Consider the following 13,170-nt stretch of genomic DNA (forward strand, 5'->3'; position numbering starts at 1 on the left):
AATAGAATAAACAGACACTCTCAAACACAGATTAATTTGGAAGCCCCATGTCACGAACAATTATGGCATTTGACTACGGTACAAAAAGTATCGGCAGTGCGATAGGACAAGAAATCACAGGTACAGCAAGCCCTTTAAAAGCCTTTAAAGCGAAAGATGGCATCCCAAACTGGGACGATATCGAGAAGCAAATTAAGGAATGGCAGCCAAATCTTATTGTGGTTGGCCTTCCTACCGACCTTCATGGTAAAGATCTAGCAGCCATTACACCCAGAGCGAAGAAGTTCGCTAACCGTCTTAAAGGACGCTTTGGTGTGGATGTTGAACTGCATGATGAAAGACTTTCTACTACAGAAGCAAGGGCCGACCTTTTTGAAATGGGTGGCTATAAAGCGCTAAGCAAAGGTAATGTCGATAACCAGTCTGCAGTCGTCATTTTAGAGAGCTGGTTTGAAGCACAATATTCATAACGAAAAATAAGTGAGCAAAATGTAAGCTAACTTGTGATCCCACTCGAATTTCACATCGTAATGTCGATGCAATTCAAAATAAGAACGTGGGAGTTCACATGAAAATTTTTCTAGCAATCTTCGCCGCTCTAGCAATATCAGCATGTAGTTCAATGGGTGGTGGTTCAGCGGGTTACACTGGCGAACAATATCCGACTAAAATTAAATTAGAAAAAGAACGCGGTTACTCGAACGATAACAACAGCTTTGCAAATCACTAATTTACTCGCTTCACAAAAAACCCGCTTCTAGAGCGGGTTTTTTATTGGTTTTAAGATTAAGCACTAAGCACTAAGCACTGAATCTACTCCATATCTATCTTCACACCAGCCAAAGCGCCAGTCCCGTAGTCATCATCACCACGTCTGGTTTTTAGCATTAAGCGCAAGTCATTGGCTGAATCTGCACTGTGGAACGCATCTTCTTCGCTAATCTTGCCAGCAACGACCAAATCATACAAAGCTTGGTCAAAGGTCTGCATCCCAATCTCTTTCGATTTCGCCATGGTTGCTTTTAGCTCATGTAACTCACCACGGCGAATCAAGTCAGACACTCGTGGGCTGTTGAGTAGAATCTCAAACACACCATGACGACCGCTACCATTCTTATCTCGGATTAATTGCTGAGCGACCACACCACGCAGGTTCATCGACAAATCAAACAAGAACTGTTCTTTCTGCTCTTTAGGCACCAAGTGGAGAATACGTTCTAACGCTTGGTTAGCGTTATTGGCGTGCAAGGTTGCCATACACAAATGACCCGTTTCAGCAAAGGTCATCGCATATTCCATGGTTTCACGGCTACGGATTTCGCCAATCAAGATCATATCAGGAGCTTGGCGCAAAGAGTTCTTAAGCGCAACTTCATAACTCTCGGTGTCGAGCCCAACCTCACGTTGAGTCACGATGCACTTTTTATGTTCGTGAACAAATTCAATTGGGTCTTCAACCGTCAAGATATGCCCCGAGCGGTTAGTATTTCGATAACCCGTCATTGCAGCCATTGAAGTCGATTTACCAGAACCCGTCGCCCCAACCACCAGCACAAGTCCACGCTTTGCGATTGAAAGGTCTTGCAGTACATCAGGAAGCTTTAATTGCTCAAAGGTTGGGATGTTAGTTTCGATACGACGAATGACCGCTCCTGGTAGCTCTCGCTGAAAAAACGCACTCACTCGAAAACGACCAAAATCACGCACTATGGCAAAATTAGCCTCACGCGTTTGCTGATATTCATCACGTCGGTCTTGATCCATCATCGCGTCAAGCAACTGTCCGACTTGAGCCGCATTCAATTTCTCGCCTTGAGGTCGCAGTTCACCATCGACACGAAATAAAATAGGCGCATCGACAGTGATATAAAGATCCGACGCTTTTTGAGATAGCATCCCCTCAAGAATTTGATTCAATTCCATTTTGTTCACCTTGATTAAAACATTGAGGTTTCAATTTCGATCTTTTTCTCGACCTCTTCTGAATCAACCAAGCCTTGAGCCATCAGCTGCTTCGCATTTTGCTCCATGGTCTGCATACCATGTGCCGCGCCCGTTTGAATTATCGAATACATCTGCGCGACCTTGTCTTCACGGATCAAGTTTCTAATCGCAGGTGTCGCCATCATGATTTCATGACAAGCCACACGACCGCCACCAACACGCTTTAACAGCTTCTGGGCAATCACCGAACGTAACGATTCAGACAACATTGAACGCACCATGTCTTTGTCGCTACCCGGGAATACATCGATAATACGGTCTATGGTTTTTGCCGCAGAGCTCGTGTGCAAGGTACCAAACACTAAGTGGCCTGTTTCTGCTGCGGTTAACGCTAAGCTGATCGTCTCTTGGTCACGAAGCTCACCAACAAGGATTACGTCTGGATCTTCACGTAACGCACTACGCAACGCCGCTTTGAAGCTGTGAGTATCGCGGTGTACTTCTCGTTGGTTGATTAGGCATTTGTTGTTGGTATGAACAAATTCGATCGGATCTTCAATCGTCAATATATGCTTATTATGGTTACGGTTAACGTAATCCACCATCGCTGCCAAAGTTGTCGACTTACCTGACCCAGTCGGCCCTGTGACCAAGACTAAACCTTTTTCGTAATTAGATATTCTTTCAAAGATCTCAGGAGCCCCTAGCTGTTCAAGGGTAGGAATCTCGACTGGAATGGTACGAAATACAGCAGAGCAGCCACGAGATTGGTTAAAAGCATTAACACGGAAACGACCAACGTTGGGTAATTCAAAAGAGAAGTCGACTTCCAGTTTTTCCTCGAACTCACCGCGTTGTGAATCACTCATGATCTCAAAAACCAAACGATGCACATCAGCATGACTCAAAGCTGGTATTCCAAGCTTCCTTACTTCACCATCTATACGTACCATTGGAGATACACCCGCAGAAAGATGTAGATCTGACGCGTTATGCTTTACACTAAAATCTAGTAACTCAGTGATATCCATTTATTTTCCCTTAAGTAAAGTCAGCTATGAGTAGTATTCAACAAAATATCGAACAAATCACCTCACAGATTCGTAGTGCTGAGCAAAAGTGCGGACGAGCTCCAGAGTCCGTGCAACTTTTAGCCGTCAGTAAAACTAAACCTATTGATGCGATTCTAGAAGCCGCACTCGGAGGCCAAGTTGCCTTTGGTGAAAACTATGTTCAAGAAGGTGTCGATAAAGTAAAACACTTTTCAGAACAACATTCTAACCTAAATTTAGAATGGCATTTTATTGGCCCAATTCAATCCAATAAAACCCGCCCTATCGCAGAAAGCTTCCAGTGGGTGCATTCTGTCGATCGCGATAAAATCGCGCAAAGGCTTAATGATCAGCGACCAAACGAGCTTCCACCTCTACAAGTACTCATTCAAGTGAACACCAGTGGTGAAGATTCGAAATCAGGAACGTCAGAAGAGACAGTTTTTGCACTCGCGGAGTTGATTTCGTCGCTTCCGAACCTCACCTTAAGAGGATTGATGTCGATTCCTGCAAACGTATCTGACTATCAATCACAGCTTAATGCATTTTCGCAACTGGCAGAGCTTAAAGACAAGCTAGCCGCGAAGTATCCAAACATCGATACCCTTTCGATGGGTATGAGTGGTGATATGGATGCAGCAGTTGAGGCTGGTAGCACCATGGTTCGTATTGGAACGGCTATTTTCGGTGCTCGTGATTACGCGAAATAGCAAATAGTCAGCGACCAAAAGTCGACGATAAGTATTGATACCGCTTCGCTTTAACTGCGCAGCGACACGCTCAGGATTTTATATATGGAACATAAGAACATCGCCTTTATTGGGGCGGGAAATATGGTTCGCTCAATTGTAGCGGGCTTAGTGGCGAGTGGTTACCCAGCGCAAAAGGTTACTGCAACAGCGCCTTCAGACACCAGAAGGCTGCCGTTAGAGCAAGAATACGGCATCAATACCACCAGCGATAATATTGCCGCAGCTGAGCAAGCAGACGTTGTTGTATTATCAGTGAAGCCACAAATGATGGCTGATGTATGTAAACCCTTACAAAGCATCGACTTTAGCAACAAACTGGTTATCTCAATTGCTGCGGGTATTAATGCGAATCGACTCAATGAGATGTTAAACTGCCAACTGAACCTTGTACGAGTTATGCCAAACACGCCCTCACTGCTTGGTAAGGGGATGAGCGGCCTTTATGCTGACTCAACGGTTAGTCAGGGCGATAAAGAGTTCGCTTCTCAGCTAATGCAAGCCGTAGGTGAGGTAAGCTGGGTTGAACAAGAGTCTGGCATCAACAATATCATTGCAGCGGCGGGCAGTGCTCCGGCTTACTTCTTCTTGTTTATGGAAGCGATGCAAGCTGAAGCAATTAACCAAGGTTTTGACCAAGAAACCGCTCGTAAGTTAGTGCAGCAGTCTGCATTAGGCGCGGCAGAGATGGTGGTAGCAAATCCAAAAACTGAATTATCAACACTGCGTGAGCAAGTGACTTCAAAAGGCGGAACGACCGCAGAAGCATTGCGCACGTTTAACGACCATCAACTATCAGACATCGTAGCCAAAGCCATGCAAGCGGCGGTTGCTCGAGCTGAAGAGATGGAAAAACTGTTTTAATACTCGTTACAGTACAAAAGCATTGTGCCGTTCAGGTTATACCTAGCGGCAAGTAAATCCGAAAAAGGAAACAATATGAATTCGATGAGCTTTCTGATCTCGACCGTTTTTGATCTTTACATCATGGTTGTGATCTTGCGTATCTGGCTACAAGCATCACGTGCAGATTTCTACAACCCATTCTCACAATTTATCGTAAAAGCGACACAACCGGTTGTTGCCCCACTACGCCGAGTGATTCCATCAATAGGCAGCCTTGACCTTGCGACTGTTGTTTTCGCTTATGTGCTGTGTGTACTTAAGTTTGTCGCTCTAAACTTGATTATCTCTGGCGGTGCGGCTGTATTTGATATCAGCTTCCTGATCTTTGGCGCACTATCTCTGCTCAAAGCGGCTGGTGGGTTAATTTTCTGGGTTCTGCTAATCCGTGCAATCCTAAGTTGGGTTAGCCAAGGTCGCAGCCCAATCGAGTACGTATTCCACCAGTTAACAGAACCAATGCTAACGCCAATTCGCCGTATCCTTCCTGATATGGGTGGCTTCGACCTAAGTGTGCTTGTTCTGTTCATTGTTCTGCAATTCGCGAACTTCTTAATGGGTGACCTAATTGGCCCGATTTGGTATCAGCTATAATTCAAGTACGAACATCAGGTACTTTGACGATGCCAAAAGCGGTTTGGGCCGAGGAAGACGATATTCTTCTTAGGCTCTATATCCAACCCAAAGCAAGCCGAGATAAAATTGTCGGCTTACACGGCGAGGAACTGAAAATTGCCATTACTGCACCACCGGTTGATGGCAAAGCCAATGCTCACTTAGCGAAATACCTTGCGAAACAATTTAAGGTCGCTAAAGGGCAAATTACGATAGAAAAGGGAGAGCTAGGTAGGCACAAGCAAGTTCGAATATGCTCGCCAAGCCAAATCCCAACTGAAGTCAAAGCCATCCTATGATGGCTTTTTGCTATTTATTGGAGTCATTATGCGTTTATGGATAACAGCACTACTCACCGCTCTTGTTGCCTTACCAAGTTCGGCAGGACAGTTTAAAAGTATCAAGGATGTCGAGGTTCATTATTCGGCTTTCAATTCCACATTTTTAACTGCGCAGGTCGCTAAGCAATATAAGCTGAAACGAAACGGATACTCAGCGATTCTAAACATCAGCGTGCTAGACAACGCTTCTCTAGGCAAGCCTGCAACAACGGCTAAAGTTACGGGAACAGCTCGAAACCTAGTAGGTAACACTCGCACGCTTAACTTCCGTGAAATAAAGGAAGGTGATGCAATTTATTACCTTGCTGAGTTCCCTATCACTCACGAAGAGAACATCACTTTTAATATCGATGTTAACGCCGGTTTGAAAGGCACAGGTCCACTGCGTTTCACACAAAAATTCTATATAGAAGAGTAGCTTCAAAGCTCACATTTCTAGTCATTAACTTATTAGAGCCACATCCCCATGAGTAAGATTGTTTTAGCAACAGGCAACCAAGGCAAAGTTCGCGAGATGGCAGATATTCTGTCTGAGTTTGGTTTCGACGTTGTCGCGCAAAGTGAATTTAACGTTTCAGAAGTCGCTGAAACGGGAACAACTTTCATTGAAAATGCCATCATCAAAGCTCGCCATGCAGCGAAAGAAACAGGGCTGCCAGCCATTGCTGACGATTCTGGCTTAGAAGTGGATTACCTTAATGGTGCACCCGGTATCTACTCAGCGCGTTACTCAGGTGAAGGGGCGACTGATAAGCAGAACATCGAAAAGCTGTTAGATGCTATGCAAGGTGTCGACGTTGAAAAACGCACAGCTCGTTTTCACTGTGTATTGGTACTAATGCGTCACGAAAACGATCCGACTCCATTAGTATGTCACGGTAAATGGGAAGGTCGCATTCTGATTGAAGAACACGGTGAGAATGGCTTTGGCTACGATCCTGTCTTCTTTGTACCAGAAGATAACTGCGCCTCAGCAGAGCTTGAATCGTCACGTAAGAAGCAACTGTCACACCGTGGTAAAGCCCTCGCGTCATTATTCAAGACTCTCAAGGAGCAAGCTCTGTAATGCACAATGCAGCGCTAATACCACCCGCACTAAGCCTCTATGTCCACATCCCATGGTGTGTACAAAAGTGTCCGTATTGTGATTTTAACTCTCATGCTCTAAAAGCCGAGATTCCTGAAAAAGAGTACATCGATGCACTGCTTGAGGATCTCGATACCGATATCGAAAAATACCAACTCAATGGCGCACCTCGCCCATTGCATTCGATCTTTATTGGTGGCGGCACGCCGAGTCTATTTTCTCCAGAAGGAATAGGTCGATTACTGCAAGGTATTGAACAATGCATCCCGTTCAAACCTGAAATAGAAATCACCATGGAAGCCAACCCGGGCACCATAGAGGCTGAACGTTTCGCAGGTTACCAAAAGGCAGGCATTACTCGAATTTCGGTAGGCGTACAAAGTTTTGAGCAAGAGAAACTGGAAAGGCTTGGCCGTATTCATGGTCAAGATGAAGCAGTGAATGCGGCTCATTTAGCGCATAAGATTGGATTGAATAGCTTCAACCTAGATCTAATGCACGGCTTACCGGATCAAAGCATTGATCAGGCCTTGGCTGATTTGGACAAAGCGATCGAGCTCGATCCTCCACATTTGTCTTGGTATCAGCTAACAATAGAACCTAACACCATGTTCTATTACAAAACACCAAAGCTACCTGACGATGATGACCTTTGGGATATCTTCGACTTAGGCCATAAGAAGCTCGCAGACGCAGGTTATGTACAGTACGAAATTTCAGGCTACAGCAAGCCGGGATATCAGTGTCAGCATAATCTCAACTACTGGCGCTTTGGTGACTACCTAGGTATTGGCTGTGGCTCTCATGGCAAGCTGAGCTTTGCAGATGGACGTATTGTTCGCACTACTAAGGTTAAACACCCTAGAGGCTACCTAGCAGCGTATCAGAATCTGGTGAAGCCCTATCTGTCGGATGAACTGGAAGTACCTAATGAGGACCGCCCTTTCGAGTTCTTCATGAACCGCTTCAGGCTAATGGAAGCATGTCCAAAACAAGACTTCATTGATACGACAGGGTTAGAGTTTGATTCGATTCAGCCAACGATAGAGTGGGCCAAAGAGCTCGGTTATCTTAATGAAACCGACAGCCATTGGCAGATCACTGAAAAAGGAAAATTGTTCCTAAATGATCTGCTTGAAGCCTTTATGGCTGAAGAAGACGAATAGTTCGAACGCTAGAATGCATAAAGCCTCTCATCACGAGAGGCTTTTTTGCGAGCTTAGAACTTAGAAAATAGAACGACCAATACGCTCAGAGAGCAATTCTAAAGCCTGAGTTCCCGCCAGTGAATTACCCGACGCGTCTAGTTCCGGAGACCACACCGCGATCGTCATTTCGCCAGGAACAATCGCAATAATCCCGCCACCGACACCAGACTTTCCTGGCATACCAACACGATAAGCAAACTCTCCCGCTCCATCGTACAAACCACATGTCGCAAGCAAGGCATTCAATTGTTTGGTTTGAACTGGCGTGATGATCTCTTTCTTAGTCTGAACCGACACGCCTTTGTTTGCCAAATAGCTAAAGGTTTTCGCCAAATCAACACACGTCATTTTAAGCGCACAAGCATGGAAGTAATTATTGAGTACGGGAATAACATCGTTCTCAAAGTTACCAAATGAACGCATCAAATAAGCGATAGCAGCATTGCGATCGCTGTGCATCATCTCAGAAGCAGCTACAACCTTGTCATACACAATATGAGTATCACCTGATAACTGACGCACAAATTCTAATAAACGGTGTCTTGGTGCTGATAGACGGCTTTGTAATAAGTCGGCCACGACAATCGCGCCAGCATTAATAAACGGGTTACGAGGAATGCCGTGCTCCATCTCAAGCTGGATCATCGAGTTAAAGGCTTGCCCTGAAGGCTCCTTCCCTACTCGCTGCCAGATTTCTTCAGGCTTATACAACACCATCGCCAACGTCAGGCTTAAAGCTTTAGAGATTGATTGCACAGAAAAGGCTTCATCGGCATCGCCAGCTTGAATAACTTCACCTTCATTGGTGTATACCGCAATCGCCAGTTTCTGGTTCGATACACGAGCCAATGCAGGAATATAATCTGCGACCTTTCCCTGACCAATTAAAGGGCGAACTTCATCTAAAATCTCGGCCAAAATAGCTTGAGTTGGTTTCATGTGTGCTTACTTCTTTATTGTTATTTTTGTAGGGGGTGTGACATTACTTTCTGTCCTTAAACCTTTATCGCAATAAAAGCCTAAGGACAAAAAAGCCAACATTACAATAATGTTGGCTTTAATCAATCCCACAAAGTGTAGGGTTTAAATCCTAAGTCGGATTCACCTTCACTTAATTTGATTTAGAATTACTTAGTACGCTTGAACTTAATGTCCCAAACGCCATGACCTAAACGGTGGCCACGAGCTTCAAACTTAGTCAGTGGACGCTCGTCTGGACGAGGAATGTAATCCCCATCTTCAGCGATATTCTTGAAGCCTGGAGCAACGTTCATCACTTCAATCATGTGTTCTGCGTAGTTTTCCCAGTCTGTTGCCATGTGGAAAATACCAGTATCAAGTTGCAGCTTACCGCGAACCATCTCTGCAAACTCAGCCTTAACAATACGACGTTTGTGGTGACGAGCTTTATGCCATGGGTCAGGGAAGAACAGTTGCAGTGTATGCAGGCTGCTGTCTGGGATCATGTGTTCAAATACTTCTACTGCATCGTGACACATTACACGCAGATTAGTTACGCCAGCATCGCGAGCTGTACCTAAACACGCACCAACACCTGGGCTATGAACTTCAATACCTAAGAAGTTTTTCTCAGGCGCATTCTTTGCCATTTCAACCAGTGATGCACCCATACCGAAGCCAATTTCTAGTACAACAGGGTTGTCGTTGCCAAACACTTCTTTCCAATTAAGAAGTTCTGGGTTGTAGTCGATACCCATTGTTGGCCAACATTCGTTCATCGCGTTTTCTTGGCCTTTTGTTAAGCGGCCTTCGCGGCGAACAAAACTACGGATCTTACGAACCAGTTTGCCGTCTTCAGTATATTCGTTAGTGGTCACTTCACTCATTGATTTTTGCCTGCACATTGATTAATCAAAGCGGGGATTATCCAAAGAATTGCCTCCGGTGCAAGTCTTTCCGTGGATAAATTCCCACACAATTTGTCTGTTTTACATCCAACCGTAAGTGTGGTGCAATTTCACTCCTAATAATAGCAAAGCATAGAGCATGTCGTGACTCCTTTCGCAACCGCCATATTAAAGTGGTATGACGCCTTTGGGCGTAAAGAATTACCTTGGCAACAAAACAAAACTGCCTACACCGTTTGGCTATCTGAAATTATGCTTCAGCAGACTCAAGTCGCCACGGTCATTCCATACTACCAACGCTTCTTAGAGCGCTTTCCAACGGTTATTGACCTAGCGAACGCCGAGCAAGACGAGGTACTTCACTTATGGACAGGGCTTGGCTATTACGCGCGAGCTCGTAACTTACATAAGGCTGCCAAAATTGTTGCCGAGCAATACGGTGGTGAGTTTCCGCTTTCTATCGAAGAAATGAACGCGCTACCGGGTATTGGACGTTCTACTGCCGCTGCAGTGCTGTCTTCCGTTCACAAGCTCCCTCATGCGATCCTTGATGGCAACGTCAAGCGCACCTTGGCGAGAAGCTTCGCAGTAGAATGTTGGCCAGGGCAAAAGAAAGTTGAAAATCAGCTGTGGGAATACGCAGAAGCACATACTCCCAATCAAGATGTTGATAAGTACAATCAAGCAATGATGGACATGGGTGCGATGGTTTGTACCCGTAGCAAGCCCAAATGTACCTTATGCCCGATTGAAAGCATGTGTGAAGCTAAGAAGCTCGATAGACAGCTCGATTTCCCAGGCAAGAAGCCTAAGAAAGAGAAGCCAATAAAAGAAACATGGTTTGTTATTCTGTACCACAACAATCAAGTATGGCTCGAACAACGCCCTCAATCTGGTATCTGGGGAGGACTCTTCTGTTTCCCTCAAAATGAAAACGCAGAGATCGAACATCAGTTAGATCTTCGTTCGATCAAAGACAATGAAACCGATTCGATCAAGACCATGATTGCGTTTAGACATACTTTCAGCCACTACCACTTAGATATCACGCCTGTATTAGTAAAATTAGATAAACAACCAGATTTGATAATGGAAGGGACTAAAGGTCTCTGGTATAACTTATCAAAACCGGAAGAAATTGGCCTAGCCGCTCCTGTAAAGCAGCTTATTGAGAGCCTACCCTTTGAACTGAATGACGACGTTTGAATCAACGAACGCGATAAGAGGAACCACTATGAGCCGCACTGTATTTTGTGCTCGCCTTCAAAAAGATGCTGAAGGCCTAGATTTTCAACTTTACCCAGGTGACTTAGGTAAGCGTATCTTTGACAACATCTCTAAAGAAGCTTGGGGACAATGGCAAAGCAAGCAAACCATGCTTATCAATGAGAAGAAGCTAAACATGATGGATCCTGAACATCGTAAACTTCTTGAAACTGAGATGGTTAACTTCCTTTTCGAAGGTAAAGATGTCGTTATTGATGGCTACACTCCACCAAGCGAATAAGACATTTATTTAAGCAAATTTTAATGACATCATGGTTAACGCTGCGATGTCATTTTTGTATGAGGAACTATGAAAAAGCTAAGTTACTTCCTAACAGCTATGTTGTTAACTGGGTGCAGTCGTGAATTTGTCGAAAGCATTTATGATGTTAATTACGAACCAACCAACCGATTTGTCAGTAATTTAGCGGAGCTACCCGGTCAATTTGAAAAAGACACAGGGGCGTTAGATTCTTTAATTAATAGCTTTTCTGGCAATATCCAAAAACGCTGGGGCAGCAGTGAAGTAAAGATGGCGGGCAAGAGTAACTATGTGAAATACATAGATAATTACTTGAGCCGTTCAGAAGTAAACTTTAACCAAGGCCTGATCACAGTTGAAACCGTATCCTCAACAGATCCTAAAAAGCACCTCAAAAATGCAATAATGACGACACTTTTGACGCCAGATGATCCTGCGAATGTCGATCTATTCTCTTCCAAAAGCATCAAGTTAGAAGGTCAACCTTTCCTCTATAACCAAGTCGTTGATCAGGATAAGAAGCCTATTCAATGGACATGGCGCGCTAATAAGTTTGCTGATTATCTGATCGCTAATAACCTGAAAACCAAGGAAGTCGACTTTAAAAAAGCGTATTACGTTGAAATTCCAATGGTGGCCGATCACGCCAGCAAGCGAAGCTATAAGTATGCAGATATCGTTCGTCGCGCATCTCAACGTTATGACATTCCTGAAGACTTGATTTACGCGATCATCAAAACAGAGAGTAGTTTTAACCCATACGCTGTGAGTTGGGCAAACGCTTATGGTCTTATGCAGGTGGTCCCAAAAACGGCAGGCCGAGATGTCTTTAAGCTCGTCAAAAAGAAACCTGGAGAACCAAGTCCTGAGTACTTATTCAATCCAGAAAACAACATTGATGCCGGCACTGCGTACTTTTACATCCTTAAAAATCGTTATTTGAAGGACGTGCAGCACCCAACAACGCTTGAGTACAGCATGATCTCAGCATACAACGGCGGTACTGGTGGGGTACTCAATACCTTCAGTAAGGACAGAAAGCGGGCAATGCGTGACTTAAATTCATTGCAACCTAGTCAAGCTTACTGGGCACTGACAAAGAAACACCCAAACAAAGAGTCGCGTCGATACTTAGAAAAAGTAACAAAATTCAAGAAAGATTTTAACCAAGGTAAAACGTAAGCCTCACTTTTGAATAAAAAAACAACTAACGAACGTTTTTTTTAATTATTTTCAAAAAAGGTGTTGACGGTTATGCAGAAAATCCGTTTAATAGCGCTCCGTTGCCCGGATAGCTCAGTCGGTAGAGCAGAGGATTGAAAATCCTCGTGTCGGTGGTTCGATTCCGCCTCCGGGCACCACATTTGATTTGTTGGTGTCATTACTCTTTAACAGGGAGTAGCAACACGAACAAAAGCATAAAGAATTTAGTGTGCCGACTTAGCTCAGTAGGTAGAGCAACTGACTTGTAATCAGTAGGTCACCAGTTCGACTCCGGTAGTCGGCACCATTCTTTTGCCTCGATAGCTCAGTCGGTAGAGCAGCGGATTGAAAATCCGCGTGTCGGTGGTTCGATTCCGCCTCGAGGCACCATTATTTGGTACTTAACAAATAATGGTCTTTATAGACCTGATGTTGAGACAAGTAATTCCCCTTTAGTTCAGTTGGTAGAACGGCGGACTGTTAATCCGTATGTCGCAAGTTCAAGTCTTGCAAGGGGAGCCATTTTAAAGAACTTCATTTTATATGGGGTTTTAATTAGAGAGTTTACTCTCTAAAGCAAAGAATTTAGTGTGCCGACTTAGCTCAGTAGGTAGAGCAACTGACTTGTAATCAGTAGGTCACCAGTTCGACTCCGGTAGTCGGCACCATTCT

General features: G+C 44.5%; 16 protein-coding genes and 5 tRNA genes. 17 read left to right on the plus strand and 4 right to left on the minus strand.

The genetic code is table 11. The features are described from left to right. The first annotated feature begins 47 nt into the window (after positions 1-47). Together ruvX and QUF19_RS14715 are read left to right on the plus strand one after the other, a co-directional pair. Positions 48-470, plus strand: coding sequence for a Holliday junction resolvase RuvX (ruvX, locus tag QUF19_RS14710; RefSeq protein WP_004735480.1), 423 nt, complete (start codon positions 48-50; stop codon positions 468-470). Positions 471-568: 98 nt separating this feature from the next. Beyond that, positions 569-730 carry a hypothetical protein gene (locus QUF19_RS14715; RefSeq protein WP_170960663.1) on the plus strand — a complete coding sequence of 54 codons (162 nt, stop codon included), beginning with the start codon at positions 569-571 and terminating at the stop codon, positions 728-730. A gap of 83 nt (positions 731-813) precedes the next feature. Here the strand turns inward: QUF19_RS14715 and QUF19_RS14720 are convergent, their stop codons facing one another. Together QUF19_RS14720 and QUF19_RS14725 are read right to left on the minus strand one after the other, a co-directional pair. After that, complete coding sequence (locus tag QUF19_RS14720) at positions 814-1,923, minus strand: PilT/PilU family type 4a pilus ATPase (protein ID WP_286294774.1); 1,110 nt, start codon at positions 1,921-1,923, stop codon at positions 814-816. Between the two features lie 14 nt (positions 1,924-1,937). Continuing rightward, the gene (locus QUF19_RS14725) at positions 1,938-2,975 is read right to left on the minus strand and encodes a type IV pilus twitching motility protein PilT (protein WP_004735478.1); all 1,038 of its coding nucleotides are present in this window, start codon (positions 2,973-2,975) and stop codon (positions 1,938-1,940) included. A 26-nt stretch (positions 2,976-3,001) separates the two neighbouring features. Here QUF19_RS14725 and QUF19_RS14730 point away from each other — a divergent pair, with 26 nt between their 5' ends. The 7 genes from QUF19_RS14730 (at position 3,002) to hemW (ending at position 7,857) form a co-directional block, all read left to right on the plus strand. After that, positions 3,002-3,706, plus strand: a complete 705-nt coding sequence (locus QUF19_RS14730) for a YggS family pyridoxal phosphate-dependent enzyme (RefSeq protein WP_286294775.1) — start codon at positions 3,002-3,004, stop codon at positions 3,704-3,706. An 84-nt stretch (positions 3,707-3,790) separates the two neighbouring features. Beyond that, positions 3,791-4,609 carry a pyrroline-5-carboxylate reductase gene (proC, locus tag QUF19_RS14735; protein WP_286294776.1) on the plus strand — a complete coding sequence of 273 codons (819 nt, stop codon included), beginning with the start codon at positions 3,791-3,793 and terminating at the stop codon, positions 4,607-4,609. A gap of 75 nt (positions 4,610-4,684) precedes the next feature. Beyond that, on the plus strand, positions 4,685-5,242 hold the full coding sequence (locus QUF19_RS14740) for a YggT family protein (protein WP_286294777.1): 558 nt from the start codon (positions 4,685-4,687) through the stop codon (positions 5,240-5,242). 29 nt (positions 5,243-5,271) lie between these two features. Continuing rightward, the gene (gene yggU, locus QUF19_RS14745) at positions 5,272-5,562 is read left to right on the plus strand and encodes a DUF167 family protein YggU (RefSeq protein WP_017101445.1); all 291 of its coding nucleotides are present in this window, start codon (positions 5,272-5,274) and stop codon (positions 5,560-5,562) included. Between the two features lie 28 nt (positions 5,563-5,590). Continuing rightward, positions 5,591-6,022, plus strand: coding sequence for a DUF4426 domain-containing protein (locus QUF19_RS14750; RefSeq protein WP_286294778.1), 432 nt, complete (start codon positions 5,591-5,593; stop codon positions 6,020-6,022). Positions 6,023-6,070: 48 nt separating this feature from the next. Then, the gene (locus QUF19_RS14755) at positions 6,071-6,670 is read left to right on the plus strand and encodes an XTP/dITP diphosphatase (RefSeq protein WP_286294779.1); all 600 of its coding nucleotides are present in this window, start codon (positions 6,071-6,073) and stop codon (positions 6,668-6,670) included. Beyond that, positions 6,670-7,857, plus strand: a complete 1,188-nt coding sequence (gene hemW / locus QUF19_RS14760; protein WP_286294780.1) for a radical SAM family heme chaperone HemW — start codon at positions 6,670-6,672, stop codon at positions 7,855-7,857. Before QUF19_RS14755 ends, hemW begins: the two co-directional genes overlap by 1 nt. A gap of 60 nt (positions 7,858-7,917) precedes the next feature. On the opposite strand, the gene glsB is transcribed toward hemW, so the two are convergent. Then, complete coding sequence (gene glsB / locus QUF19_RS14765) at positions 7,918-8,838, minus strand: glutaminase B (RefSeq protein WP_009847707.1); 921 nt, start codon at positions 8,836-8,838, stop codon at positions 7,918-7,920. A gap of 188 nt (positions 8,839-9,026) precedes the next feature. After that, positions 9,027-9,746 (minus strand): tRNA (guanosine(46)-N7)-methyltransferase TrmB, encoded by a 720-nt coding sequence (gene trmB, locus QUF19_RS14770; RefSeq protein WP_029222028.1) that lies wholly within the window; start codon positions 9,744-9,746, stop codon positions 9,027-9,029. Positions 9,747-9,911: 165 nt separating this feature from the next. Here trmB and mutY point away from each other — a divergent pair, with 165 nt between their 5' ends. From mutY to QUF19_RS14810, 8 genes are all read left to right on the plus strand, one after another. Continuing rightward, complete coding sequence (gene mutY / locus QUF19_RS14775; RefSeq protein ID WP_286294781.1) at positions 9,912-10,973, plus strand: A/G-specific adenine glycosylase; 1,062 nt, start codon at positions 9,912-9,914, stop codon at positions 10,971-10,973. A gap of 28 nt (positions 10,974-11,001) precedes the next feature. Next, a complete protein-coding gene (locus QUF19_RS14780) occupies positions 11,002-11,274 on the plus strand; it encodes an oxidative damage protection protein (protein ID WP_004735465.1) in 273 nt (90 codons plus the stop codon). 69 nt (positions 11,275-11,343) lie between these two features. Then, entirely contained in the window at positions 11,344-12,477 is a 1,134-nt protein-coding gene (gene mltC, locus QUF19_RS14785) for a membrane-bound lytic murein transglycosylase MltC (RefSeq protein ID WP_286294782.1), read from the plus strand. Between the two features lie 103 nt (positions 12,478-12,580). Continuing rightward, positions 12,581-12,656: transfer RNA gene (locus QUF19_RS14790), tRNA-Phe, on the plus strand. Positions 12,657-12,729: 73 nt separating this feature from the next. Continuing rightward, positions 12,730-12,805 (plus strand) — tRNA-Thr (locus QUF19_RS14795). Positions 12,806-12,812: 7 nt separating this feature from the next. Next, positions 12,813-12,888 (plus strand) — tRNA-Phe (locus tag QUF19_RS14800). Positions 12,889-12,944: 56 nt separating this feature from the next. Further along, positions 12,945-13,020 (plus strand) — tRNA-Asn (locus QUF19_RS14805). Between the two features lie 70 nt (positions 13,021-13,090). After that, a tRNA-Thr gene (locus QUF19_RS14810) sits at positions 13,091-13,166 on the plus strand. Positions 13,167-13,170 lie beyond the last annotated feature (4 nt).

It is taken from the genome of Vibrio sp. FE10, from assembly GCF_030297155.1.
In the GTDB taxonomy this organism is placed as follows: domain Bacteria; phylum Pseudomonadota; class Gammaproteobacteria; order Enterobacterales; family Vibrionaceae; genus Vibrio; species Vibrio apostichopi.